Source organism: Paenibacillus sp. HGH0039, assembly GCF_000411255.1.
In the GTDB taxonomy this organism is placed as follows: domain Bacteria; phylum Bacillota; class Bacilli; order Paenibacillales; family NBRC-103111; genus Paenibacillus_F.
The window spans coordinates 2,982,040-3,004,829 of sequence record NZ_KE150412.1 but is presented as its reverse complement, the minus strand read 5'-3'; the positions used below and the strand labels follow the sequence as shown (position 1 = coordinate 3,004,829).

Sequence of the window (22,790 nt, the reverse complement as noted above, 5' to 3'; positions counted from 1 at the left end):
TATATTGCAATTTTTGCGGGATTTCTTCGTATGACGGGAGTATATGGATTGAGTGAACACAGGGAGGATAACTGGGATGAGAATGCCAAGCGACAGCGAGCTGACATTGCTATTCGATGGAGATGGGCGACAGCTTCAACAATTTATTGAGAAGCATCATGAAAAACTGAAGCGCTATCAATTGATGGATGATGAGAATGAATTGGCGGACGAGATCGCGATCAAGGAGCAAATTCCGATTGTGTTTGCTTTTGTATACAGCGTCACTGTAGATTGGGGAGAGGATGACGAGGAGATCGTCCGATTGTTCGGCAAACGGCTTCCAGATGAAACGGTCGAGGTGACGTCTACGGACAAAGGACTGGACGTTACCTACAATGGACAACTGCATTCGATTGCGCTTACCCTTACCGGAAATGATCGCTATATCACGATTCGCGGCATTCAGGAGCTGATCCGGGACAAATACGAAATTCGACTATTTGAGGCCTCGTATCTTTCCGATACGCACGACTTTTTGATTTTACCGAAGCGGCAGTGGGAGGAACTGGATGCCCGGTATCCGGTGCGGAGTAGGGAGATATTCCGTGTCATCGATGATGAGCTGGATTTTCCGTAACCAGGATGTTTTTGCCCTGATTTGCTTGGGATAAGACAAAAAAAGCTATAGCTGCGACAATAGTTTCATTTTTATAGCGGGTCTTATGTCAAACAAGAGCAATCAGGGATTTATTCTCTCGCGCCGAATTGGATCGATTACAGTACAAGGGAGCTGACCGCGACAGCTCCTTTTCGCATTTTTCGCCGATAGACCCGTTAAGCTGAACCGTACCATAAGTAGGGCGAAAAATAGGGGGTGCCTGGCACTTCCTTTTTGCTGATATTGTTCTCTCATTAAAAGAAATCTTCGCGTTTTTTCAATAAGGTGAACGAATGAAATGCTTATTTTCGGAGCGAGGCATTATATCGGTGAGTGTATACAAACCATGTAATGCTTGTTGTTAATAATGCCGACGAAATTAAAGCTGTAAGAACACTATATGTTTGCCAAATAAGTATCGTTGACCAATCTAATGCACAGCACATTATACACTGGACAATCGTAGCAATCAGCAAGGTAGCTGTTACGATTATTCGCTTTTTTGTCATTGGCTGCCGCTCATTCGTTTTCCTTCTGCGTAATCCTAAGAGAAAGAACAGAACAGCCAATAGGCAAAGAATAATTGTGGTAGACGATAAAATGATGTCCAAAAGCTGTGTGCCGCTTATTTCATATGACTGCGTCAGATTGCCGTCTAATATATCTTTAACTTTTAGTACCATGCTTCTATTGATATTTGCGCCGTTGGTCAGCAAGCAGAAGGCTGTTCGTTCATTTGGCAGTATGGCCACTTCGGTTCCGAAATTGGGATTGCCCCCTGGGTGCTCTATAATCGTTTGGTTGGCGTTTACCGACCAGCCCGCCGCATAATACATTTCGTTGACAGCCGGAACAGACATATCACCCTGATGTGATTTTTCGATAACCGTATGGAATATTTCGGGTATGTCCTGCACGATACCCATCTGTATGCCCATCCAACGGGCCATATCTTTTGTACAAGAAATGATGTAGCCTGCGGGTTTATTCCCGGAATAATCCGGCGCGTTATATGGAGTTGTCATAAAAAAGGAAGAACGGTAGCCCTGTGCCAACTGTCCGGTGGCTTGAGCATCTTCTTTATAAACATACGTATGGTGAAGACCTAACGGCTGAAATACCTGTTCCCTCATAAAGTCTTCATAGCTTTGTCCTGACACAATCTCAATAACCAAACCCAATACGTCATAATTAACGGTTCCGTAATCATACTGCTTACCAGGATAGAACGACAATTCAGAATCTACGAGCATTTCTACGGTTTTTTGCAACATATCCGGCGTATTGCCTTGTGGAATGTTTTGACTATGACTGCCATTTGTTAAGCCGCTAGTATGGTGTAAAAAGTTATTGAGTGTAATACTTTGCATATCAACGTGTTTCCCCTGATACTTTAACGTAAACCAAGGCAAGTATTTCTGGATAGGGTCTGACATTGACAGCAGTCCTTGTTCTTCCATCAGCAGAATACCCATGCCGGTAAAAGCTTTACTTACCGAAGCCAGCTCATATAGAGTATCTTCACTTGCCGGCAGTCCCTTTTCACGATCTGCGTACCCGGAAGAAAAGTAGAGCACTTCATTGTCCGCAAGTATTGAGATTGACATTCCCGGTACACCTGATATACGGCTTGCATCATCCAACAATGATTGTATTGAATCAGATTGCGAATCTGATAATGCATAATTTGGTGTTGCGAATCCGGTGAACAGTATAAGTAATGCAATCATAAAGACAATAATTTTTTTCATAGTCTCTCCATTCCGAAAAACTCCCGTACGGAAAATAATCCGCAGTACGCCTTATTCCCCTAAAGTGTAATAAGATTTATATTATGAAGCTTATTAGTGCAAAGTCTTATTGTATGTGAAGAATCATACGATATAAAAAATTCGATTGCTAGCATAATCTTCTGCTTACTACGAACTATTTTGCTAGGAACACAAAAAGCCCCCTCTGCTTCATTAGCGGAAGGGGCAATAGTTTAGAAGTATTCCTCAATCTTCTCATCAAAGGTTAGCTCGATCTCTTTGTGATGCACTTATTTACTGCTACAGTCAGATAGAAACACTGCATTTGTCAAACTTGAATAGCTCAGAAGACTGGGAGATTATCCTGTGGCACGAATCCAATAAATCAATTAGCGGAGCTTGAGATAGAAGAACACATGCGCCGTTAAGGTGAACTGTATCATAAGTAACGGCAACTATCCTGGGAGGGAATTGAAATGAAGGACTTAATTAAGGAGTATGCCTTAGGCTATGCAATGCTTCGGGATGCCATCGAAGGGTTGACGGAGGAAGAGCTTCGTTTCAAACCTGCACCAGACAAGTGGAGCATTCACCAAATCCTCATCCATGTTACAGATTCAGAGATCTCGTCCACATCTCGACTAAAAAAAGTTTTGGCTGAAGATGAGCCGACATTGAAATCATTTGACCAAGATGCATGGGCGAGTAACTTGGGGTATGATTTATTAGACCGGGAGCAATATTTGCTTCTGTTTAAAATGCTGCGTTCCAGCATGCAAACCATTCTAGACAATCTAACTAGTGAACAAAGCGAGCGGGTGGGAGTCTATATCGATCAAGGGAGGTTCACATTTAAGCAGTTGATGGAATTCCGCGTCGAACATGTCTGCAACCATCTTGCTCAAATTGAAAGGGTAAAGAAGGCATACCACGATGAAGCTAAAGAGACATGATAGCTAGATCAACAATAATCAGGCCGCCGATACTTCGGCGGCTTTCTGTGAATGTATGAAGCTTGATCATAGCCCCTGGATCGGGTATTGAAAGGTAGGTAACTATGCGCCGCGGCATGCGGCAGTTTTAATAAATGCTGATCAATATATCATGACCTTGGGCAAGGCTTTGTTCATAAAAATGGGTTAATTGGTTGAGTTCCGTTATGAGCTCCGTAAAACGTTCCTCAGCTTCATCGTCCACCCAAATATCCGGGTAAATCTGTTTGGATCTAAAATCGGCAGGGTTGAAATGCTGCTTCAAGACGGTCCTATCCACAGAATGAAGGGCTTTGAGAATGCGGGGAAGCTCATCCGAACCAATGGCACTTACGAATTCCTCCGTATCCAGGACATGGACTCCTACAATAGCCTCGCTTAATGGGTGATCCTCGATCGGCTGTGAGGCGGAGTTTCCGGTTAGCAGATAATGCAATCCGTCCCACAATTTATCCATCTCATATACTGGACAGCGTTGTTTTTCCATAAGTTCCTCGATCTTCTCGATGATATGGGCATTGTCTAACTGGGCAACTTCATCCGCTAAAGCATCGTTTAATGATAAGAAACAGGCCATGATTCCCATATTTCGTCTTCTCCTTTATTTTCGAGGTGATTCGACAAAGGTGATCCTTTCAGGTGTATGAGGTTTATAAAACATTTTATCATTATTTTACAATATAAGAAAAGCTCGATTACTACTAAGCCCCGGATCTACAGTTTTACTAGAGGAAGTGTTATAGTTTAACTATGAATAAACAAATAAACACGAAACATCAGCGTAAACAGAAGCAATGGGGGCAAGAGAACAAAGCGCCAACTGAAATACTGAGGCGGGAATCGTTGTTTAAATTTCTTGGATTTGCTGCAGTGGTATCGCTTTTTGTGTCCCTTCTTTTAGTTGGAATATTTTCGGTTCTGATCCTTTCGGTCAAATTTCCCCGCATGGGATGGTTGTCCTTTCTGTCGGAAGATCTGAAAATGCTGGCGATCAATGGCTCAGCTGTGTGTCTGGGCATTTTTTTATTCATAAGCGGAACAGCGCTATCCGGCTACTTACGGCCACCGTATTCCATCGTAATGTCGCATGATCGGATTCAATTCTCGAAATGGGGCCGCCGCTACGATGTGGCATTCGAGGAACTGATCGGGGTCGAGCAAAAATTCAGAATCGCACGCTTTAGTTTTTTCTGGCTGCAAGAATATATTCTTTATACGCCCGAGCAGGTCATCAAACTGCCTATTAGATCTATCGAGGGCCATTATAAAGTGGAGGATCGGTTGTTGCAAAGAAATGAACAGCTGAATAATCAGAAATTGGAGGCACTTGAAGCAACGGCGCAGTTACAATTAAGTACAGATTCTTCCATATCTCCCGCGACTCGATTAACACTTACTTACAGTACAATAAAGACCCAGCGGATCGTCGTAGATTCTGAACAAAACCGAATTATTTTTTCCGAAAGAAATCAACTGCCCGCAGACCAAATCAGGAAAATCGTCGTAGATTGCCATGCAACTTTGGAAAATGTCGGAGGCAGAAAGATCACATTCTGGCAGCAGGATGGCAGGAACTTTACCATCAAAACGAAAAATTATGCATGCTGGGACGCTGAATGGTTCACGCTGCTGCAAAATTTGCATATAGCCGCAAGGAAGCTGAACATTCCCCTTGAGGTCGATATTCCGCCGAATCGACCACTTCATATCTTTTCAGTCAACGACGAGAAAGAGAGAGCGTCTTAGAAAAGCAGACCTCGTGCTCTTTAGACGGATTTGTGAGGAAGCCCAAAAAACTCTAAAACGCTACTGACATAAGTTTGTCAGTAGCGTTTTTTTATAATTGGGTAATGGAACCGACCACGATGCCGTGGGGGAACCGTTCTATGTTGTTCCGCGATCCCGACGGCAACCTTCTTAACCTATTCGAGCCGGTGACCGAGGATGCGATTAAACGGTTCGAAGGTAGGTACTGAAGGGCAGTAAAAGATGGCCTTCAAATTTGCCGTTACAGACAGCGCGGAGAACCGTATCATCGATAGTGGTAAAGCAGAAGATTGAATTGAACATTGATGTTGCAATGATAAATTTTCGAATTGGAATTTAATTGCTCGACACATATTGAATAAGCAAGTGTCAAATATTACACTCCTATGGCGACCTGTAAAACATGAGATAAACTTCCTCAGAATATTTTGAGCTGTCAGTGTATAATGGACCCTTGGCCCATGCTGATCAACCTTGATGCGCAGCAACCGGCATTGGTAGGGCTTTACTGGAAGGCGGATCTATTTGTCGTCCAGACCTGTGTTGCTTGCAGTAGTAACGATACGGTGTATATGGAGACTGATAGGGCAGGGAGAGCCCGTCTGGAGTGAACATAATGCAATGTCGTAAGGAGCGGGAGAGATTTGCGCGGGCGCCCCGACATCCGTTTCATGGCAGCGAGTGGGACGTGCGGTTGCACACATCGATTTTTCGAAGATAAGGGAGAGGACGAGCGGAACATGAATGTGGAAGTGTATACGTTAAATGCGTTTGCGAAAGGGGAGCGTGGTGGTAACCCAGCAGGCGTTGTTTTGGAAGGCGGCCTTTCGCTGTGTGCTGCCGAAATGCAGCTTATAGCGAAGGAATTGGGCTTTTCGGAGACCGCATTTATGGAAAAATCCCTGTTTGCGGATTACAAAATCCGCTATTTCACCCCCGCCAGCGAAGTTGATCTGTGCGGACATGCCACGATTGCTGCATTTGGACTCATGCATTCGCTGGGTTTGGCAAAGGAAGGGACCTCCTATAAGATAGAGACCAAGGCAGGGATTTTGGATGTTGATATTAGCTCTGAGGGTCTTGTTTATTTGTCACAAGCCTTACCACAATTTCTTGAAAGGATATCCTGTGAGGAAATCGCCCCATCTTTGGGGATGGATGCCGAGGATCTGGAAACCGGATTGCCCATCCAGATTGTTTCGACGGGGCTGCGGGACATTTTGATCCCGATCCGCAGCAGGAAGCTCTTGAATGAAGTTCAGCCAAATTTTGATGCTATAACCGCCATCAGCGAAAAATATGATGTGGTTGGATATCATCTGTTCACGATGGATACTCCAGATGATGCTGCTGCGGAATGCCGGAATTTTGCGCCGCTGTACGATATTCCCGAGGAGAGCGCGACAGGAACATCCAACGGTGCCCTGCTCAGCTATTTGTACCAACATGGCCAACTATCTTTGCGGGAAGTGGAGCACGTCATGTTCAGGCAAGGGTATTCGATGAATTGTCCTTCTGAAATTAAGGTAGGATTGCGCCTGAGCGAGAGCGGTGAAATCAACCAGGTTCGGGTCGGCGGTGCAGTGGCTGGTATTGAACGAAGACATATCACGATATAAGTGAAATCAAACAGGCTGTTTGCAGCTGCTGTACCTTAAGCTTCCTCCGGTGCATCGTATCGGTTGCTTATGGGCAAGTACGCCCCTTTGTAAGTGGCAGGGTTTCTTCATCTTCGCTCCATTCATCCTTGGAAGCCTCATCTTCTTTAAACGCGTTGCCACAACAGCTTCAGTAATGAGCTAAGAAGGTTGGCGGTTAAACGCCGCGGCAGATTTTTCGCCGATAGCCCCGTTAAGCTGAGCCGGTTCACAAATAACGGCAAGTTTTATAATTTTCTATATAATCCAAGAAAGTACAGGGCATTCGCCCTGTACTTTCTTAATAGATGGAGATATACACGTAATGAGTTTGTATTTCAGCCGAGGTTTACAGATCGACTCTCCAGTTGCCCATCATCTTGGCGACTTCCGGATCGCGGTACGATAAGAAGAGACTTTCCCGCGTATCAAGGGTCGAAATTTGTTCCATATCGTCCGCGCTTAACTCAAAGTCGAAAATATCGAAGTTTTCTACGATCCGCTCTTTGCGTACCGATTTTGGAATGACGACGACTTCGCGCTGAACAAGCCAGCGCAACACGACTTGAGCGACGGATTTGTTGTGTTTTTCAGCAATCGAGGTCAGCACTTCGTTGCCGAACATGTTACCCCGTCCTTCAGCGAATGGCGCCCACGACTGGTGTTGAACCCCCTGCTCTTTCAAAAAAACGGTGGTCTCCGTCTGCTGATAGAATGGGTGCGTTTCAATCTGGTTGAGGGCGGGCACGATTTCATTATGCACGATAAGATCCATCAGACGGTCGGGCAGGAAGTTGCTGACCCCGATTGCCTTCATTTTGCCTTCCCTGTACAGCTCTTCCATTGCGCGCCAAGCACCGTAGTAATCGCCGAACGGCTGATGAATAAGGTAAAGATCGAGATAGTCGAGCTGCAGCTTCTTCAAGGATTTAGCAAACGCCAGCTTGGCACTCTCGTAGCCGGCATCCTGAACCCAGAGCTTGGTCGTGATGAAAAGCTCCTCACGCGGTATGCCGCTGCGCTTAATCGCGCGTCCGACCGCTTCCTCGTTCAGATATCCGGCAGCGGTGTCGATCAGGCGGTAACCGGCCATCAGTGCTTCATATACTGCGTTCTCGCATTCTTCGGCATCGGGAACCTGGTAGACCCCAAAGCCGATGATCGGCATTTTCACTCCGTTGTTCAATGTTACGGTTTGCATTGCAATTCCTCCTATTGTTCAAATGAATAGCGGCAAACGGCTGCGAATCCCGGGGGAACGGTACTGCAAAGCGGGGATTCCGCTTATAGCCGATTTGCATTACAATCAGCTTAGAGCCTTCGTGTTACACGAAGTCAAGCTGTCTTTAAAAATTTTTTTTCCTAGGAGGATTTCACATGCATACGGTTAAAGAAGCCGCCCAGATAACCGGACTCACCGAGCACGCCGTGCGCTTTTACACAGATAAAGGTCTGGTACCAAGCGTACAGCGCGACGAGAATAATATCCGGTTGTTCAACGAAGAATCGATCAACTGGCTGCATGGCGTCAAGTGTCTCAAGCAATCCGGGATGCCCATTGAAGTCATTAAAAAGTACATCGATTTATGTCTCGAAGGGGATTCGACCATTCCACTACGTTATACAATTATGATGGAGCATAAAGAAGCGGCGCTTGTTAAGCTTGAGGAAGCCAAACGGCACGTTGCCCATTTGGAGGAAAAAACAACTCTATATCAGGACATTCTAGAGCACCGTTCTCCAGACACGACTAATCCCGGCAACTGGGACAAAATTCTGCATATGCATAGTGACGTGTTTTATTCGTCCTCTGTTCGTGAAGCATGAGGGACATATATAATTCAAGAATGGCCATTCATGAAGGCTGGCCATAAAGCTTGCCGTTATAGACAGCACGGGGAGCCTTATCATAAGTGACGGCGAAAAAATAGGTATGCGTATGATGGGTAAGTGTACATGATATAAAGGATTTATAGCCTCTGAGTCCTTGAGTTTCAGGGGTTTTAGTTCGTTTTGACTAGAGAACAGATCGCGGCTGATTGCCCTTCCTAATTAAGACTTGCTCTTCATCATGATGGCTGACGCTTTAGCTCTCTTTAAGTAGGGAAGCAATGAAATCAAGCCCAGGATCGCCAGAATAAAACCGACCCATAACGGAGAGTGGAGCCCGTATCCGCTGTCGATGGTCAGTCCTCCGATGGAGGATCCGACGACGACGCCGAGGCTAATAATCGATCCGTGAACGGTCGTAACAAGCGTGCCGGTCCCTGCAACGCGGGTGATGCGGGTCGACATAGCGGGATTCAGGGTCACCCCCGTTAGGCCGATCATAATGACTGCAAGGACTGAGATGTACGGACTGCGTGGATAGAGTCCGAACATCAACAGCGCTGCAGTTAAGAGCATCAATCCTATGGTTAGGGTTGGCATCATATATCGATCGGCAGTTCTGCCGGTAACAAGGTTTCCTGCGATAGTGGCTATGCCGTATATTCCTAATATAAGCGGAACCATAGCGGTGTCAAAGCCGGAGAGGTCGGTAAGGATAGGTGTAAAATAACTGAATGCGGCAAATGTCGCTCCGATAATGAGAAGACTGGTCGCAAAGGCAGCCCATAGATTTGGATTTTTGAAACTCGCCAGTTCACTGCGCAAACTAACGGACTCCGAATGCGATGCGGTGGGGATCACTTTCATGCCCAACATTCCAGACAGCAAAACCAGTACGACAACTGCCCAGAAACTGGACCGCCATCCGAAGTATTGGTTGAATAGCATCGCCGCGGGCAATCCCAGCGCGGTAGCAACCATTAAGCCACCAAGGACGATGGAAGCGGCACGACCGCGGTACTGAGGACTGACTAAGTCAAAGCAAATACCCAGCGAAATGCCGAAGCAGGCAGCGGAGGAAACCCCAGTAATGATCCGGGCAACCATCATCATTTCATAACTGATGGCTGAAGCGCCAAGAATCTGACCGAACAGGAATATGGCGGAAATCAATAAGAAGGCCCTCTTCTTCGACACTTTGGACAAGCCAATCGCTAACAAGGGCCCCCCCACAATCATCCCTGCAGCATAAGCGGTTATAAGGTAGCCGACGGAAGCAATGGATACGTCAAATTCATTCGATAACGAAGGCATAATTCCGGCTACCGTGAATTCGGCAGTGGTCATGGAGAAGATCATCATCCCCAGTACATAAATAGCAAACGGCATAGCAATTACCCCCATTTCTTAATAAATTGTAATGAACAGTACAAAATAAGACGTGATAATGCTTCTAAGGTGATCTGCTCAGATGTCTTTAATTCTTTATTAATCAGTACAAAATAAGCCATAAAAAAAGCGCAACGCTAAAATACGATTTCCAACGTTGCTTTGGCCATTTGAACAGCCCTTTCACGATTCTGAGCAGCATTGAGTACCCGGAGTCCATAATAATTGCCTAGAAAGAGGTGGACTAAATCCGAAGCCTGATGTGTCCGCGAGATCTCTCCCGACATCTGCCCCGTCTCAATAGCCTGCTGCAGAGCCTGCTCCAGCAAATCCACGTGTCGTTTGAATAGGCGTTCGACCAACGGATCTCTTTGCGCACGCTCCATTGCGGCATTGATCAATAAGCAGCCTCTGCGATTCTCGTTTGCAAAGTCCTCTTGGATGGCCCAATCCAATAAAGCACGAAGGCGGTCTTTTATAGGCCCCTGTCCCTGGAGAATCTCAATCTGGGCTTGGATGCCGATTTCATGGTAATGCAAGAGGGCTTGTTCATAAAGCTCATGCTTACTTCCGTATGCATTGTATAAGCTTCCTCTTCCAAGACCGGTTTGTTTACACAAATCTTCTGTCGAGCAAGCCTCGTAGCCAGTTTCCCAGAATAATTCCATAGCCGAATCGATCACTGCGGTATCCTTAAATTCTCGTGGTCTTCCGCTTTTCCTCACTTCATTGCCCCCTTCCTGCTCTCTAATAAAAACATAATAATCATTTTGTACTGATGTGTCAAATATACATTTGAGTTCACCGATAGACCTATTAAGCTGAATCATATCATAGTTTATGGTAAAGGAAAGATGGGAATTGAGTATAGATATAAATCATATTAAGCAGTACTTTGATTATGTTTATTGATAAAATAAAGCAATTAGATTGACAAAAATCACGTTTTTGGTAAAATGAATTTATAAAACCAAAGGCGCGGGTGATCACATGGTTAAGCAGGATTTATATATATCGATGGCTGATAATCATAAGACGGTAATCATCGATGCGATTAGGAATGCCAGCAAAAAGGACATAATGGAATTTAGAATGGAAAGAAAGGTCGAGACGTTCAATAGTGTTCATTTTTTGAAATGGGACTTCATTAACACCAATCTTATTCGAACGCTTCCGACAAGCCAATTCCAGTGTGTGAAAATTAAAAGAGGCCCTTTATGGGAACTGGTCTTGATTTATGACAAAGAAACACAATACTTATATGCTGCTATGCAAGAGAAGCGTTTTCATCAATTAAGCGAACGAACTTATAAAGAAACCGTTCATTATATTGATGCGCTTTCTTCAATAAACTGTGACTTGGAAGCTAATGTAAAACTTAATCCCGCCAAGCAACTTTCTCTTTTTGAGAGTGAGAACGATGACTGGAATGCACAGGTTGAATATGAGTTAAATTCGATGCTACATATGCTTGAAGGCGAGGTAAAACGGTTTGTCCTCATTACCTTTTCGACAGAAAAAGGTGAAATAGCGTCTGTTAATGCCATTATGCCCAACGCTAAATTGGAAATAACGTATGAGGAAAATTGGAATGAATTTATTACGGCTGACTTTAGTATAGCACTTGAATCCCAAGGAGCTATTGCTGCTGAACAGGAAGAAGAAATCTTTGTTGGTCTTAGAGAAGGAGTTATTTCTCATCAGCAAAACGATGACCTAGTACAACTTAGAGATGATGAGACGGAGAAGGAAGGTTAAAGTTCTTTCTCTTAGGAGGAATTAAGTATGTCAGTTTTAAGGGTTTTTAATGGTGATAGGTTGAAAGCAGCACGAGTATATAGAGGCAAAACTATTGCTGAATTAGCTGATGAGGTATCAGTCAGCAAGCAGTCAATTTCACAATACGAAAATGGAAAAGTAAATCCTAGCTTAGAAACATTACTAAAATTAATTAGCGCCCTTGGGTTTCCAAGGGAGTATTTTTATGAACAGGACAATGAAAATATAAAGGTTGGCACTACATATTTTAGAGCCCTCCTATCGACTAATAAAAAAGATCGTCTTTCACAAGAAGAAAAAACGAAAGTGTTAGCAAAGATCTACCACACATTAAATCAGTTTGTACAATTTCCGAAAATAAATATTCCCCCGAAACGGGAAGGATTAACTGACATTGAATTGATTGCTCAATATACACGAGACTATTGGAATTTGGGCACTGACCCAATTCCTAGCATGGTTTACGTGCTCGAAAAGAATGGATTTATTGTAACCTCGTTTGGTACAGACAATACGCATATAGATGCTTTTAGTCAACGACAAGAAGTTGCTGGAGCAGAGTATTTCTTTATTGTTCTTGGAAGCGACAAGAGTTCAGCAACAAGAAGACAATTCGATGCGGCCCATGAGTTGGGGCATATAATGTTGCATGATTGGAATAATGATTTGGAACTTGTTTCTCGCGAAGAGTTTCGTCAAATTGAAAATGAAGCGCATCAATTTGCAGCTTCATTTTTACTGCCAAAAGAAGCCTTTTTGAAGGACTTGATTTTGCCGAACAACCTAGATTTTTATATAGAGCTAAAGAAAAAGTGGAGAGTGTCAATATCTGCAATGATAGTTCGGGCTTACCAATTAAAAGTGCTCAACTATAATCAGTATCAGTACCTAATGAGGCAGATATCGAAAAAGGGTTGGCGTACTAAAGAACCTTTAGATAATGTAATTCAAGTATCGAAACCAACCGTGCTTAGAAAGGCTATTGAAGTCTTACAAGGTAATAGAGTTCTAACTGGAGATCAATTTATGAAACAGTTATCTAAAAACAATATAAGTTTGAATAAGGACGAAGTTGAGGTTCTTTTAGGACTGGACCGTGGAACCTTGAATGATAGTAAACAAAATTCTGTAATTTTAAAATTAAAAGATGACAGAAACTAAACTCTAAGAAGGTGAATATTATAGTGAACTATACTGAGTTGCGGTCACTGGTTATTGAAGAGAAAGATAAAATTCTCTTTGATGAAGCTATTTCATGTTTGAAGGGAAATGCTTTGAGAGCAGCGTATATAACTGCTTGGATCTGTGTTGCTGAATCTCTAAAGAGTAAATTTTATAAGATGGCTACAAGAGATCATGAAGTAGCCAGAAAGGTAATTTCTCAACTTGAAAAAAGAGAGGAATCCGAACGGCCTACTGACACTGCGCTGATAAATTATGCTGATGATTATGGGTTAATAACAAAGGACCAAAAAAGGAAATTAGAGCACATAAAAACAATGAGAGGGATCTATGCACATCCTTTAAATAATGCTCCCACGATTAGTGAAGTAGAGTTTGCACTGGAAACAGGAGTCATCTCAGTGCTATCTAAACCTGCTTTACTAAAGCATGCTTTTGTTCAGGATTTATGTACTCAAATATTTGAAAACTATCACTTTCTTGATGATGAAATGACGAAGGTTGAAAGACATGCAACCTCAACATTAAAACATATCAATCCTATAGTATATCCGTACTTTTTCAAGAAACTTGTGCAAGGTTTAAATCAATCAGTAAATGATTATACAAAAGAGGTTTTTTACCGTAGAGGAATGGTTTTTGCACGTACTCTTTTAAAGGAAGTCGGAACACAATTAGCTGAAAGAGAATGGGCTATTCCAGAATTACTGAGAAACCAAACTGGTATTATTTCTAAAATATTTGTTGATGAAGAATTTTGGCCAAAAATTAGTGAAGAAACACAAGATTCAATTCTAGGTTATGAATTAGAACCGATTAATAATGGGGAACCGACAACCCCTTCAGTTGAGAGTATCGAATACTTCAAGATACTTTTTGACAAAGAATTACTAACCGAAAGGCAGTTAGAGAGATTTAAACTTGCTGTAAATAGATCAACATTAAAACAAAGAGTTCAGTCTGAAATTCCATTGCAATGGTATATGCAAGATTTCATTGAGGACTTAAAATCCCGCAATTGGTACGTTCAAAATGATGTTATTGAAGCCGTTATTCTATTAGGGCCTGAGAAATTGTCCGTGGCGAATAATGATTTCTTAATACAACTTGGCAGGAACTTTTTACAAGCGGCAGACGGTGGTGCAAGAACAGCAGAAGAATTTATTAAATCGCTATATAAAGAAAGCAACAACTGGCCTGAAGCTTTTGTGGAGGGTATGTTTTTAGAAACATTTATCAATGATGATGAAAGGCTGCGATTCAAAAAATATTTTCAAAGCTCTTTGGTGGCAGTACTTAGATTAGAAAAGTATGCTAAAATAATAGCGCGAGCAATTTTATTACTAAAAACTTGTACCCCAAAAAACTGGATTACCGAAAAGACTTTTGACAAAACACTGGAGAGCCTACAAGTAGCAATAGATAGTTTGAAAGGAACAAAACAAAAATCTGTTGAAAATTTCAGGGAAGCAATGGAACAAACAAAAATAAGAATTTTAAAAGATCAAGAACTTGAAGAGTAACGTTCATAATTTATATTTTTACAACAAATTTTATATAAACTTTAAATGTAAACTTATGCCTTTCCGACCTGCGGAATGGCTTTTTATTTTTTTCGAAAGAGTGAATTCTTCATGTCGAAAAACGAAATCAGTGAGTTTGTAGGACAAATCAAACAGGAGGAATTGAAACTGAAGGAGGTCGAGGAGCGGATTGAGTCTTTCTCAGCAAAGGCACGTGAATACCGAAATAGTGCGCAGAAAAGTGAACCGAGTCCAGAAACGCCTGCAAAGGTTGCAGAGTTGATTAGACAAGCAATTTATTATAAGTCGCTTGCAGAAAACACAATGCATACCGAAAGGTATACCCAACTCCAAAAACTGGACATGGCAAAGGAGACCGCGACGAGACTGGGCAACCCTGCTCTTACGGTACATAAAGAATTTTTGGTTATCGATGAATCGGTGATTGCATCAGAGTGTATGTTTAAAAGTGTTACAGAATTTTGCGAAAAAATTATCCCCTATTTATTGAATAAGAAAAATGAGTCGTTATTTTATTTGGGGAGTACTATGATGCGGAGAAGGATAAGATGGTGGACATGGATGATATTGAAACAACTTATTCCAAACCCGGACCTTTCTAAAGGCTGGGTTTGTTTCGCTTATAACGGTATTTTAAATGCCCCTGTTATCGAGCAACAACAGAGATAACAAAAGATATGAAAATCTATATGATTTTAATGATAGGTGAAACTAACCTGAATTTTCAAATCTCTATGTTTGTCTCCAAAAACTCAAGATATTTTGGGTCGTCTTCCATAAAAATCTCAATACCGCCGCCCATGTAAGCCCGGGTTAACTCGTCAGCTGCCTTTTCAAAGTTTTCCTGTTCGTAATATAACTGCCCCAGCCGAAGATGAATATACGGATTCCCCAACCCATTCGGACACTGGACGGCATTAAAAAAGCACTTGAAGGCCTTATCGTAATTCTTCAAACGATAGTGGACATCCCCAATAGCTGCATATATCCAGGTAGCGGCCTCCCATTCTTGATGATTTTCAGGCAATAAGCGAAGGGCGGCCATATAATTTTGCTTGGCGGCGTCAAAATCGCCTGTCTTCACTAAATCATCGCCTTGTTTACATAGAGCCCTAATTGCGGAATAAGTGGAATCTGTGAGTTGCAACGCAATCTCTCCTGTTCTATTGATTGATTGGATAAACAAATGCGTTCGGCACAGTCTTTGACTTCAGGCAAACAATCCCATAGTTGTAACAAGGGGAATTTATGATGAAAAAAACTACAGCACGTGTTTTGATTCTAAGTTTAATTGTTTTATTGATTGTTTTGGCTGTTCCATGTTTTCAGTTTTATAATTCAAAACAAAAAACACAAGAAAAAATTGACGGTGATTTTGTTATGTCAATTGCTAGAATTTCTGCAGGACTAAATAAGCCCCTGTTGATGGAATTGATTGGATCTGTAGCTCGCGAAACTCGTGAATGTCCCTCATGTTTGTAAGTCCATAATATGGGATTATAATGCACCTTCCATGATATAATGTACCGCATACAGCACTGCTCGTCATCACCAACCAGCCGCTCTACATTGGAAAGACAGAATGCTCTTCGCAGAGCTCTGCTATGGCCGGACATTTATCGAAATGATGCCGAATGAAAATAGGACCTGGAAATAGCCCGCCGAACCATTGACGCGATGAAAGCCGTTTACACCGAACTCGAATACGAAGCAGTTGAGCTTCCGCATTGCACAGCATCGAAGACCAAGCCGAATACATCCGGTTGAGCATACGCTGACGAAGAATGATGAAGTGTTAGGCATTAGCAATGAAATGTAAGTAGAATGGTACGGGATCAAAAAGTGAGCATCGGATTAATGGTAAACGGGAACGGTAGTTCCAATATACTGAAAAAAGAAGGGAAATGTAGCATGGGGGTTTCTGTTTATTACACTTGTATGAGAAATCATAACCTTACCAACAGTGAGGAGCAAGAGATAACAGCCATCATTGATAAATACAATGCGGGTTTTGAAATGAAGGATATTGGAGAAACATTTTGTGTTTATGACTATGATCAGGATGAACCAACCGTGATCTTTGCAGGTTCGACAAAGCTACCCTTTTCAGATGATTTTGAAGTGATATTGAATGCGCTGAATTATTGGTTGACCTGTTTGACGAATATTAGAAGAAGTATTTCTAATGGGGATTGGCATGTGCATCTAGATGATACAGATGCCATTTGGGATGAGGAAACGGGTTGGCAAATGCCAGAATATTAGTACTCTTATTCCCAACAAAGTAATGGAGGGATCTTATTTAGGTACCGTTAGAAAAGGGGGATTCTATAATTTTCCTGCATGATTTGATTAAGTTGAATTTATAGCTTTGAGATAAAAGAGGAAAAAGGAGCTTTAAATGATTTACAAATTTACAGAAGTGCTGAATGATCTGATAGACTATTTCATTCTCGGGGATATTTTGCTGCTGGAGAGCTGGAAACAGTCCAATCATCTTTCGGACAACTTAGCCATGGAGTTTACAACAAACGAAAGCGGCGATCATGCCGTGCTTGAACTATCCCTATACAATTATATTTAATCTTTCTGGTGATACACCGGAGTTGTTGAGATCAGATAGCCATTTACAATTTAGACGTGGTGGCTATTCGCTTAAAGTTGAAAACAACATACTGATGCTGTTTACTTGGCGAATACTAGAACAATTCACTAACGAAAGAGTCAACGCTTTACTTAATCATTACCGGCAATACAAAAAGCCGATGATTGAAATTGAAAACGGCTGGTACAGCATAGAAGTATTGGGTGGAGAAACGTTGCAGGATTCATATTATGAACCCACATTTGAGTTTGTTTTGCAAAAGACAGAAAGGAAGGGGCCAGCGGAATTTGACATCAATTTAGATTTTAAGATTGAAAGTACCACCTACTAAATAGAAGTTTGCCAGCCCTCGCATCGGTAAAGCATTTAAGGGACGATCTTCATAAGGTAGACTATTCTGGAGATAAGGGAGCACGTGGTATGCTTAACCGGGTATTGGGTAAAGAGAAAGATATCATTCGGGCGTTCGCAAAAGAGATTGTTGACTCCATCGCAGATGGACGATATGAGGAAATTGCTCAAAAAGTTGATGATATGCAGGATTGGGACGTTGAGCTATTAAAAGAGGTCATTGAGAGTTTTAAGGAAGATAATGAGTTGGGGCAGATCGATAGGTTTGATGTAGAATGTACCTTTAGGCCTGTTTATAAAGATGGCAGTGTTTATCAACAAGAATCCTTCTATTACTTTAACGATGGAAGCGGAATTGCTTACGAATATGCATTGACGACAGATGGCGAACCCAATGATTTGACTTTGAGTTTTGAGTTTCACTTTGAGGGTGACTCTCTGAGAGTCATTTTTAAGAGTGGGATTACTGTACTTTAATGACATCGTATTTTATATGAAAAATATTGTTTTGGGTCAACCCAATTGAATTCGCTAGGAGCTGTCACGCCGCGACAGGCTCCTCTTTTCATTTTTCGCTGATAGCCCCGTTAAGCTGAACCGTATCACAAGTAGGGCGAAATTTGGGGTACTTAAGCCTTCTGGAGAATAACCAAGTAAAGTGGCATACTCTTATCTATATCTAAGAGGAGCAAAGGAGGAGCGTATTAATATGATCGTGCTCAATGATTCAGACACTATGCGAAAATACCTTCGGGGAGTGCTTGCGCGAGCTGGTCACCATGCCCCAAATGTAGAGGCTTGCGTTATTGCTCTCTTTGGTGGAGTAATAGCATACAAGGATAAGGGGACAGATTTGGAAGTGAAGGAGCATGAAGGGGATATGAAGAATGTCCTCTGGACACAAATAAAGGGAAAGAGATACGCATTCACTTATAATCATGATAAACAATGTATCGATATGCGAGAAAGTAGCACACATGGGCCAGCCAGAGAAAGCTTCGACGATACATGGACGCTCAGCCGAATTAGAGCTTTGTTTTCATCGCTATAATCAAATTGTTAAGCATAGCTAAATTGTGATGGTCAGATTTTGTGTTAAACGTGGGGCTTTTCCCGACAAAGGAAAAGCCCCTTCCGCCATGTTGTCAGCGGAAGGGGCTAAGCTTAAAAAATGCTTCTCGGTCTCCTCGTTGAAGGCGAGCTCGACGCTGCCGACGCGCTTTCTTTCGTCCAGCGTGATCCGCTTCACGAGATCAGGTGCATCAGGGTTTTGCGCTGCGGGAATGGCGAGCGGCGGAGCAGTGCGTCGAACCTGCCCACAAGGGAGCGCACGAGGTCGTAGGAGACGGGCTCAGACTGGTCGTCGCGCAGCTCAAGCTAGAGTGTAGTGGTGGTTTTCCTCATTTTCATTGAATGATTTAGAACTGGCTAGCATAATCCAAACGGTTCCATCGCCATTTTCGGGATTCTGTTCAAATTCTGCTTTAAGGCGTTTTATGATGAGTTTTTGTATAATGTCCATTAAAATCGCTCCTTAATCCTCACGAAATTTTTCATCCAAAAACCCCATGACGTCTTGAGCGTCATGGGGTTAGATTGCTACTACTGAATTTCAATTAGAAACTCATCTGTAGATCCAAGAACCTGAAAAAGAGTAAGGTGTTTCTCTAACAGATTGCGATTGGCGATAAGTTTCTTGGCATTACCCCATAAGAGATGGGTCATAGGCTGCCGTTGCTCATACGTTTTGGTATCAGTTCTTGTATCGTGCTTAAGTTCCAATTCGTATTCACCGTAGTTAATTCCCTCAATGATAAAGTGAAATTTTGCTCTTGCGTACTCAAAATGGCTTTCCTTTCCTGATCTATTACCCCAGTTGAGGTTTTTAAATACATCCACACGAAAGTAAGTCTGCTGATCAATATCATATTGACCCTTTTTTAAGAGCATGGAGCCGGTAACATTTGTTGTAGTACCGGTAGGAACATTCAAATCCCTTTCTTTTAGTTCTTTACTTACCCATACCTCTTTGAGTTGCATACCTTTATTATCCAAGATCACAATAGCGGGGTCTAAGACTTCTGTATGTTCTATCTGTTGCTTGTGATCCATTTTATTAGCTGCTCTCCTTGCCTTAGCAGGCAAATAAACCTTCTCACGTTTTAGCGGCATTACAGGGGTTACTTCGTCACCTTTTTTATTTCTGCCGACATTTGATACCGTTTTAGATTCTGATTCATCAATAAGTTTTCCTTCTTCAAACAACTGCTGGATAGTTTCTCTACTAACGATTTTTATAACATTCTCTGGGAAGTTAGTTTTCAACGCAGCAAATACGTTAATGAAGTCTTGGGCATATTGCATGTCATCAGCATTATTTTTCAAATCGAGTTCCGTCACGGAACTTGACTCCAAATTATTTACTAAACCGCCATAAGTTAAGTTTGCACTTCCAACAATAGAAATCGCCTTGTTAGGGTTCATTGACAGGAAGGCTTTAGGATGAAAAATAAATCTGCTGCTTCCCGTGTCAACAGCGTAAGTTTCTACACCTAGTTCGAATAAGCTCTCAAAACCCTGCCTGGATGTTATACCGTTTCTCACCCCAATAAAGGCTGTTATTTTATCATTTGCAGCCTGCAGGGACTCTCTAAGCAAATAAACCCCTTCACTGGTTAGAAAGGCCGTGCTAATGATAATTTGGTTGGTATTCTCAAGCGTCAGTAAATCCTTCACTGCTTTTTTGTGATTAATTTCAGCACTCATTCCTTGCATTAAAAATTGCATCTTAGCCATAATCGCATACCACCTCGCATGTTATCTGTAGGAAAATCATATTACATACTACAGTAAAAATCAAATGGTTTTTGAGATATCTGGAGAAAAAATGCGATTATAAGGCATTTTAACGTGATAAAATCGCTATTTACTGTAGAAATTTGAATAAATAATCTGCAGTAATTAAAATAAATTCTGTAGTTTAAAATTTACGAGAATACATAAAAAGAGTCCTCTCCGTTATGGAAAGGACTCTTTGAATGGGTTGAATAATATATTGTGGGGTTGCTATCGGTTCCTTCCCCGCTGTAACCTTCTGTTTCGTAATAATAACCACATGTCCCTGAACGCAGTGACAGTCTCCATTGGTATATTTAATATCTCAACAAGTATTCGACTGTCAATCTCAGGAAGTATACCGAGTATGTCATCGTTCTTTTTTACATGGTCATCGATCAAATGTAATAGTTGTTCAATGTAATCGTCTGTTAGTTCAATTTGGAACAGATTGGGGACAAATATCTTTTCGACTTCACCCGGTAATATCTCTAGTACGCCACCACCGTAACTTCTCCCCTCAATTTCAGTAAAGGCAAGCGTTATACTGTTATAGTAAGCTAAAATAGCTCTTCTACTATCAATACCATCTGCAAATCTTATTCTATGCATTGTATCTGTACTTACAGCATTAAAATCATTAAGAACGAATTTTGGATATAAGTAGTTCCTTCTCAAGAAGAAAGCGTCCGGCGTCCAAATCGATGGGACCTGGTACCACCTATTCCTAATGCGACACTTATATCCAGTGTTTTCGCCTCGCTTCTCACCTTCAATAATGTAACGTCTTTGCCCTTCGGGGTACTGTTCAAAGTCAATAGTTGGGAAGTCCAGCAAATATGCTTTTGCTCCCCTATCAACATTTGCTTGCCAAACTTGTTCATTGAAATATATTCCGTCCATACTAACACTTCTAGCTATTAAGGGCCTAGAGATATCGATCAATCCGTAATCTTCGGCGGTGGCACGGTCAACGCAAAAGAAATTATTATTGCCAGTTGTAATTCCAATGTCTACTTCCGCTATCTCATTAAATTGAATAAAATCAGTACTTTGTCTGATTTCATTTATTAAAACATTGTCCTTTGTGCTTAAGAAATATCTTGTCCATTTCGTATTTGTAAATTCAATATCTACGAAAGGAACGGTATTGGTTTCGAAGTTTTCAACAAGATCTATTATGTTGTCGAATTCGAGAATTCTTATCTGATGTTCTTCCGCATGCTCGACGTCCTTCTCTCCTAATAATAAAACAACCTCTTGTTCAATATCTTCGAAAACTAACTCACGGAACGTAACAATAGTTATATGCTGCAAGTTTCTCATTAAATAGTTTCTTAAGTCTTCTGAGTAGGCAACCTGTAGGAGTTCGGCCGGTATAACAAAGCCGATTTTACCGTTTCTATCTAGCAGACTTACACAAGCTACTACAAAGGAAACCCAAGCGTTGATTAACTTATTTGATCTCATTCCATTGGAAGTTAAGATTCGAGATTGCTCTTCTCTTTGGTCTTCCGATAAATACTGGTATCTTATATATGGAGGATTTCCGACGACAAGATCATATCTCTCGCCATTTAAATTCTCCCTGTACCACGAATAGAAATCTTCGTGTATCACATTAAAATGATCATTTCTGGTGGTCATGTTCTGCACTTTAATCATTTCGTCGTGAATAATCTCTATAGCAGTACACGAGAAAGGTTGTTCAACTGCTAAGAGACTTTCAACAAATGCTCCATCACCACAACTTGGTTCCAACACTCGGCGAACATTATTATCGGTAAAGCCCCATCTAGTAATAAAATCAGCTAAAGCTGTTGGGGTATAATAGCCTCCCCTTAGCTTTTCAGCTGTAGCATTTTCTTTTAATAACATATAACTCACCACCCGCAAATATTTTAACACAAATATAGATTCCCAACGTGTCTTCGATAAAACTATCTATAAGAAAACGGGGCTTTAATAGCTGTCAAATATACGAGTAAACATGGCAACAGTATTAAAGGGTGGAAACCGTTCTCCCCCTCATTTGCAAATATAAAAAGCACACGCAACCAAGGGAAACCCTTAATTTACGTGTGCTTCACGTTAGTTCAGCTTACACTATAAATGGGGGTATTGTCAATAAAAATAGAAACATTTGTTCTGCTCGGGGGAGGATGAATATTTCGCTCTATAGATGATACGGTGAACCGTATCATAAGTAGCGGCTAAATTTCTAACATATAATCCTTACCGGGAGTTGAGCGAGAGGGCGTTTCAACTAACGGGTAGGAAACAGCTAAGTTACACTTACAGGGTTATTATCCTATATATGTAAAATAAATAATTTAGATTTCAAGGTCTTGACGCTAAAACAGAAGTTAGATTAGGATTATAGCTCATTCTTCCAGGATTAACTGTAATGTTAGGGACATCGTACTTAACGTCTTCTGTATTATTGGCATCTGTGCTCACGGTAGGAGTGATCACATTCCAACAGCAG

General features: G+C 41.8%; 24 protein-coding genes and 1 pseudogene. 16 read left to right on the top strand and 9 right to left on the bottom strand.

Features of this window, described 5'->3' with window-relative positions; all coding sequences use genetic code 11:
* The first annotated feature begins 76 nt into the window (after window positions 1-76).
* Window positions 77-619, top strand: coding sequence for a hypothetical protein (locus HMPREF1207_RS13165; RefSeq protein WP_009673443.1), 543 nt, complete (start codon window positions 77-79; stop codon window positions 617-619).
* A 323-nt stretch (window positions 620-942) separates the two neighbouring features.
* Here HMPREF1207_RS13165 and HMPREF1207_RS13160 read toward each other — a convergent pair whose 3' ends face one another.
* Window positions 943-2,391 carry a serine hydrolase domain-containing protein gene (locus HMPREF1207_RS13160; protein WP_009673437.1) on the bottom strand — a complete coding sequence of 483 codons (1,449 nt, stop codon included), beginning with the start codon at window positions 2,389-2,391 and terminating at the stop codon, window positions 943-945.
* A 476-nt stretch (window positions 2,392-2,867) separates the two neighbouring features.
* Here HMPREF1207_RS13160 and HMPREF1207_RS13155 point away from each other — a divergent pair, with 476 nt between their 5' ends.
* Window positions 2,868-3,344 carry a DinB family protein gene (locus HMPREF1207_RS13155; protein WP_009673449.1) on the top strand — a complete coding sequence of 159 codons (477 nt, stop codon included), beginning with the start codon at window positions 2,868-2,870 and terminating at the stop codon, window positions 3,342-3,344.
* A gap of 127 nt (window positions 3,345-3,471) precedes the next feature.
* On the opposite strand, the gene HMPREF1207_RS13150 is transcribed toward HMPREF1207_RS13155, so the two are convergent.
* Window positions 3,472-3,969 carry a YfbM family protein gene (locus HMPREF1207_RS13150; protein ID WP_009673462.1) on the bottom strand — a complete coding sequence of 166 codons (498 nt, stop codon included), beginning with the start codon at window positions 3,967-3,969 and terminating at the stop codon, window positions 3,472-3,474.
* Window positions 3,970-4,133: 164 nt separating this feature from the next.
* Here HMPREF1207_RS13150 and HMPREF1207_RS13145 point away from each other — a divergent pair, with 164 nt between their 5' ends.
* The 3 genes and pseudogenes from HMPREF1207_RS13145 to HMPREF1207_RS13135 all read left to right on the top strand — a co-directional run bounded on the left by HMPREF1207_RS13145 (window position 4,134) and on the right by HMPREF1207_RS13135 (window position 6,769).
* Window positions 4,134-5,129: a hypothetical protein gene (locus tag HMPREF1207_RS13145; protein WP_231392044.1), complete on the top strand. Its 996-nt coding sequence runs from the start codon at window positions 4,134-4,136 to the stop codon at window positions 5,127-5,129.
* An 86-nt stretch (window positions 5,130-5,215) separates the two neighbouring features.
* A pseudogene (locus tag HMPREF1207_RS30280) lies at window positions 5,216-5,359 on the top strand (VOC family protein); the annotation flags it as partial.
* 531 nt (window positions 5,360-5,890) lie between these two features.
* Window positions 5,891-6,769: a PhzF family phenazine biosynthesis protein gene (locus HMPREF1207_RS13135; protein WP_009673414.1), complete on the top strand. Its 879-nt coding sequence runs from the start codon at window positions 5,891-5,893 to the stop codon at window positions 6,767-6,769.
* A gap of 367 nt (window positions 6,770-7,136) precedes the next feature.
* On the opposite strand, the gene HMPREF1207_RS13130 is transcribed toward HMPREF1207_RS13135, so the two are convergent.
* A complete protein-coding gene (locus HMPREF1207_RS13130; protein ID WP_009673442.1) occupies window positions 7,137-7,988 on the bottom strand; it encodes an aldo/keto reductase in 852 nt (283 codons plus the stop codon).
* 176 nt (window positions 7,989-8,164) lie between these two features.
* On the opposite strand from HMPREF1207_RS13130, the gene HMPREF1207_RS13125 reads away from it, so the two are divergent.
* The gene (locus HMPREF1207_RS13125) at window positions 8,165-8,614 is read left to right on the top strand and encodes a MerR family transcriptional regulator (protein ID WP_009673426.1); all 450 of its coding nucleotides are present in this window, start codon (window positions 8,165-8,167) and stop codon (window positions 8,612-8,614) included.
* A 225-nt stretch (window positions 8,615-8,839) separates the two neighbouring features.
* On the opposite strand, the gene HMPREF1207_RS13120 is transcribed toward HMPREF1207_RS13125, so the two are convergent.
* The gene (locus HMPREF1207_RS13120) at window positions 8,840-10,006 is read right to left on the bottom strand and encodes an MFS transporter (protein ID WP_009673461.1); all 1,167 of its coding nucleotides are present in this window, start codon (window positions 10,004-10,006) and stop codon (window positions 8,840-8,842) included.
* Between the two features lie 137 nt (window positions 10,007-10,143).
* A complete protein-coding gene (locus HMPREF1207_RS13115) occupies window positions 10,144-10,731 on the bottom strand; it encodes a TetR/AcrR family transcriptional regulator (RefSeq protein WP_036739702.1) in 588 nt (195 codons plus the stop codon).
* A 265-nt stretch (window positions 10,732-10,996) separates the two neighbouring features.
* Between HMPREF1207_RS13115 and HMPREF1207_RS13110 the strand changes: the two genes are divergently transcribed.
* From HMPREF1207_RS13110 to HMPREF1207_RS13095, 4 genes are all read left to right on the top strand, one after another.
* Window positions 10,997-11,764 (top strand): DUF5986 family protein, encoded by a 768-nt coding sequence (locus HMPREF1207_RS13110; protein WP_009673435.1) that lies wholly within the window; start codon window positions 10,997-10,999, stop codon window positions 11,762-11,764.
* A 27-nt stretch (window positions 11,765-11,791) separates the two neighbouring features.
* Window positions 11,792-12,946, top strand: coding sequence for a helix-turn-helix domain-containing protein (locus tag HMPREF1207_RS13105; protein WP_009673382.1), 1,155 nt, complete (start codon window positions 11,792-11,794; stop codon window positions 12,944-12,946).
* A gap of 23 nt (window positions 12,947-12,969) precedes the next feature.
* On the top strand, window positions 12,970-14,490 hold the full coding sequence (locus tag HMPREF1207_RS13100) for a hypothetical protein (protein ID WP_009673457.1): 1,521 nt from the start codon (window positions 12,970-12,972) through the stop codon (window positions 14,488-14,490).
* A 111-nt stretch (window positions 14,491-14,601) separates the two neighbouring features.
* The gene (locus HMPREF1207_RS13095) at window positions 14,602-15,180 is read left to right on the top strand and encodes a hypothetical protein (RefSeq protein WP_009673417.1); all 579 of its coding nucleotides are present in this window, start codon (window positions 14,602-14,604) and stop codon (window positions 15,178-15,180) included.
* Window positions 15,181-15,235: 55 nt separating this feature from the next.
* On the opposite strand, the gene HMPREF1207_RS13090 is transcribed toward HMPREF1207_RS13095, so the two are convergent.
* The gene (locus HMPREF1207_RS13090) at window positions 15,236-15,658 is read right to left on the bottom strand and encodes a tetratricopeptide repeat protein (protein WP_016423731.1); all 423 of its coding nucleotides are present in this window, start codon (window positions 15,656-15,658) and stop codon (window positions 15,236-15,238) included.
* A 104-nt stretch (window positions 15,659-15,762) separates the two neighbouring features.
* Here HMPREF1207_RS13090 and HMPREF1207_RS29255 point away from each other — a divergent pair, with 104 nt between their 5' ends.
* The 6 genes from HMPREF1207_RS29255 to HMPREF1207_RS13065 all read left to right on the top strand — a co-directional run bounded on the left by HMPREF1207_RS29255 (window position 15,763) and on the right by HMPREF1207_RS13065 (window position 18,518).
* The gene (locus tag HMPREF1207_RS29255) at window positions 15,763-15,993 is read left to right on the top strand and encodes a hypothetical protein (protein ID WP_148498282.1); all 231 of its coding nucleotides are present in this window, start codon (window positions 15,763-15,765) and stop codon (window positions 15,991-15,993) included.
* 360 nt (window positions 15,994-16,353) lie between these two features.
* On the top strand, window positions 16,354-16,776 hold the full coding sequence (locus tag HMPREF1207_RS13085) for a hypothetical protein (RefSeq protein ID WP_231392043.1): 423 nt from the start codon (window positions 16,354-16,356) through the stop codon (window positions 16,774-16,776).
* A 136-nt stretch (window positions 16,777-16,912) separates the two neighbouring features.
* Window positions 16,913-17,095, top strand: coding sequence for a hypothetical protein (locus HMPREF1207_RS30275; RefSeq protein ID WP_009673422.1), 183 nt, complete (start codon window positions 16,913-16,915; stop codon window positions 17,093-17,095).
* On the top strand, window positions 17,067-17,447 hold the full coding sequence (locus HMPREF1207_RS30270; RefSeq protein ID WP_148498279.1) for a hypothetical protein: 381 nt from the start codon (window positions 17,067-17,069) through the stop codon (window positions 17,445-17,447). The genes HMPREF1207_RS30275 and HMPREF1207_RS30270 overlap by 29 nt, the downstream gene beginning before the upstream one ends.
* 89 nt (window positions 17,448-17,536) lie before the next feature.
* The gene (locus HMPREF1207_RS13070) at window positions 17,537-17,944 is read left to right on the top strand and encodes a DUF7668 domain-containing protein (protein WP_009673464.1); all 408 of its coding nucleotides are present in this window, start codon (window positions 17,537-17,539) and stop codon (window positions 17,942-17,944) included.
* Between the two features lie 232 nt (window positions 17,945-18,176).
* Window positions 18,177-18,518 (top strand): hypothetical protein, encoded by a 342-nt coding sequence (locus tag HMPREF1207_RS13065; protein WP_016423730.1) that lies wholly within the window; start codon window positions 18,177-18,179, stop codon window positions 18,516-18,518.
* 321 nt (window positions 18,519-18,839) lie between these two features.
* Here the strand turns inward: HMPREF1207_RS13065 and HMPREF1207_RS29830 are convergent, their stop codons facing one another.
* The 3 genes from HMPREF1207_RS29830 to HMPREF1207_RS13050 form a co-directional block, all read right to left on the bottom strand.
* Window positions 18,840-18,989, bottom strand: a complete 150-nt coding sequence (locus HMPREF1207_RS29830; protein ID WP_009673466.1) for a hypothetical protein — start codon at window positions 18,987-18,989, stop codon at window positions 18,840-18,842.
* 80 nt (window positions 18,990-19,069) lie between these two features.
* Window positions 19,070-20,263 carry a phospholipase D family protein gene (locus HMPREF1207_RS13055; protein WP_016423729.1) on the bottom strand — a complete coding sequence of 398 codons (1,194 nt, stop codon included), beginning with the start codon at window positions 20,261-20,263 and terminating at the stop codon, window positions 19,070-19,072.
* A 270-nt stretch (window positions 20,264-20,533) separates the two neighbouring features.
* Window positions 20,534-22,180 (bottom strand): class I SAM-dependent methyltransferase, encoded by a 1,647-nt coding sequence (locus tag HMPREF1207_RS13050; RefSeq protein ID WP_009673454.1) that lies wholly within the window; start codon window positions 22,178-22,180, stop codon window positions 20,534-20,536.
* Window positions 22,181-22,790 lie beyond the last annotated feature (610 nt).

What these genes read in the sequence shown, in the direction of transcription:
- HMPREF1207_RS13165 (WP_009673443.1), top strand. Translation starts at nt 77, where the DNA reads ATGAGAATGCCAAGCGACAGCGAGCTGACATTGCTATTCGATGGAGAT.
- HMPREF1207_RS13160 (WP_009673437.1), bottom strand. Translation starts at nt 2,391, where the DNA reads ATGAAAAAAATTATTGTCTTTATGATTGCATTACTTATACTGTTCACC.
- HMPREF1207_RS13155 (WP_009673449.1), top strand. Translation starts at nt 2,868, where the DNA reads ATGAAGGACTTAATTAAGGAGTATGCCTTAGGCTATGCAATGCTTCGG.
- HMPREF1207_RS13150 (WP_009673462.1), bottom strand. Translation starts at nt 3,969, where the DNA reads ATGGGAATCATGGCCTGTTTCTTATCATTAAACGATGCTTTAGCGGAT.
- HMPREF1207_RS13145 (WP_231392044.1), top strand. Translation starts at nt 4,134, where the DNA reads ATGAATAAACAAATAAACACGAAACATCAGCGTAAACAGAAGCAATGG.
- HMPREF1207_RS13135 (WP_009673414.1), top strand. Translation starts at nt 5,891, where the DNA reads ATGAATGTGGAAGTGTATACGTTAAATGCGTTTGCGAAAGGGGAGCGT.
- HMPREF1207_RS13130 (WP_009673442.1), bottom strand. Translation starts at nt 7,988, where the DNA reads ATGCAAACCGTAACATTGAACAACGGAGTGAAAATGCCGATCATCGGC.
- HMPREF1207_RS13125 (WP_009673426.1), top strand. Translation starts at nt 8,165, where the DNA reads ATGCATACGGTTAAAGAAGCCGCCCAGATAACCGGACTCACCGAGCAC.
- HMPREF1207_RS13120 (WP_009673461.1), bottom strand. Translation starts at nt 10,006, where the DNA reads ATGCCGTTTGCTATTTATGTACTGGGGATGATGATCTTCTCCATGACC.
- HMPREF1207_RS13110 (WP_009673435.1), top strand. Translation starts at nt 10,997, where the DNA reads ATGGTTAAGCAGGATTTATATATATCGATGGCTGATAATCATAAGACG.
- HMPREF1207_RS13105 (WP_009673382.1), top strand. Translation starts at nt 11,792, where the DNA reads ATGTCAGTTTTAAGGGTTTTTAATGGTGATAGGTTGAAAGCAGCACGA.
- HMPREF1207_RS13095 (WP_009673417.1), top strand. Translation starts at nt 14,602, where the DNA reads ATGTCGAAAAACGAAATCAGTGAGTTTGTAGGACAAATCAAACAGGAG.
- HMPREF1207_RS29255 (WP_148498282.1), top strand. Translation starts at nt 15,763, where the DNA reads ATGAAAAAAACTACAGCACGTGTTTTGATTCTAAGTTTAATTGTTTTA.
- HMPREF1207_RS30275 (WP_009673422.1), top strand. Translation starts at nt 16,913, where the DNA reads ATGATTTACAAATTTACAGAAGTGCTGAATGATCTGATAGACTATTTC.
- HMPREF1207_RS13070 (WP_009673464.1), top strand. Translation starts at nt 17,537, where the DNA reads ATGCTTAACCGGGTATTGGGTAAAGAGAAAGATATCATTCGGGCGTTC.
- HMPREF1207_RS13065 (WP_016423730.1), top strand. Translation starts at nt 18,177, where the DNA reads ATGATCGTGCTCAATGATTCAGACACTATGCGAAAATACCTTCGGGGA.
- HMPREF1207_RS29830 (WP_009673466.1), bottom strand. Translation starts at nt 18,989, where the DNA reads ATGGACATTATACAAAAACTCATCATAAAACGCCTTAAAGCAGAATTT.
- HMPREF1207_RS13055 (WP_016423729.1), bottom strand. Translation starts at nt 20,263, where the DNA reads ATGGCTAAGATGCAATTTTTAATGCAAGGAATGAGTGCTGAAATTAAT.
- HMPREF1207_RS13050 (WP_009673454.1), bottom strand. Translation starts at nt 22,180, where the DNA reads ATGTTATTAAAAGAAAATGCTACAGCTGAAAAGCTAAGGGGAGGCTAT.